This window comes from Methylobacterium nigriterrae, from assembly GCF_037106235.1.
In the GTDB taxonomy this organism is placed as follows: domain Bacteria; phylum Pseudomonadota; class Alphaproteobacteria; order Rhizobiales; family Beijerinckiaceae; genus Methylobacterium; species Methylobacterium nigriterrae.
The window spans coordinates 1-528 of the sequence record NZ_JBAWTG010000510.1 but is presented as its reverse complement, the minus strand read 5'-3'; the positions used below and the strand labels follow the sequence as shown (position 1 = coordinate 528).

1 protein-coding gene is annotated in these 528 nt (G+C 71.2%); it reads left to right on the top strand.

Annotated features, from left to right (window positions below; genetic code table 11):
- Positions 1-528 (top strand): arginase family protein (locus tag WDW90_RS38000; protein WP_488803327.1); only part of this gene is annotated, 528 nt, incomplete at both ends.

The window sequence follows — 528 nt, the reverse complement described above, 5'->3', positions numbered from 1 at the left end:
CCCGTCGGCATGCTCGGCCTTGCGGGCCTCTACATGGCCGACACCTCGACGCCGATCCGGGCGGGCACCTGGGACGCGGTCTACGCGTCGGCGCAGGCCGCGATCGGGGCGGCCGACGCGGCCTGCGCGGGCGGGCACGCCTACGCGCTCTGCCGCCCGCCCGGGCACCACGCCTACGCGGATTCCGCGGGCGGCTTCTGCTATCTCAACAACACGGCGATCGCGGCCGAACGGATGCGCCGGACCCTCGCCGGACGCATCGCGATCCTCGACATCGACGTGCATCACGGCAACGGGACTCAGGGCATCTTCTACGATCGGGCGGACATGCTGACGGTCTCGATCCATGCCGACACGTCGAACTACTTCCCGTTCTACGCGGGTTATCCGGACGAGACCGGAACCGGCGACGGCCTCGGCTTCAACCTCAACCTGCCGCTGCCGCACGGATCGGGGGACGAGGCCTGGCTCGACGCGATCGGGCTGGGGCTCGCGGCGATCCGCGCGCAGGATCCCGCGGGGCTGATC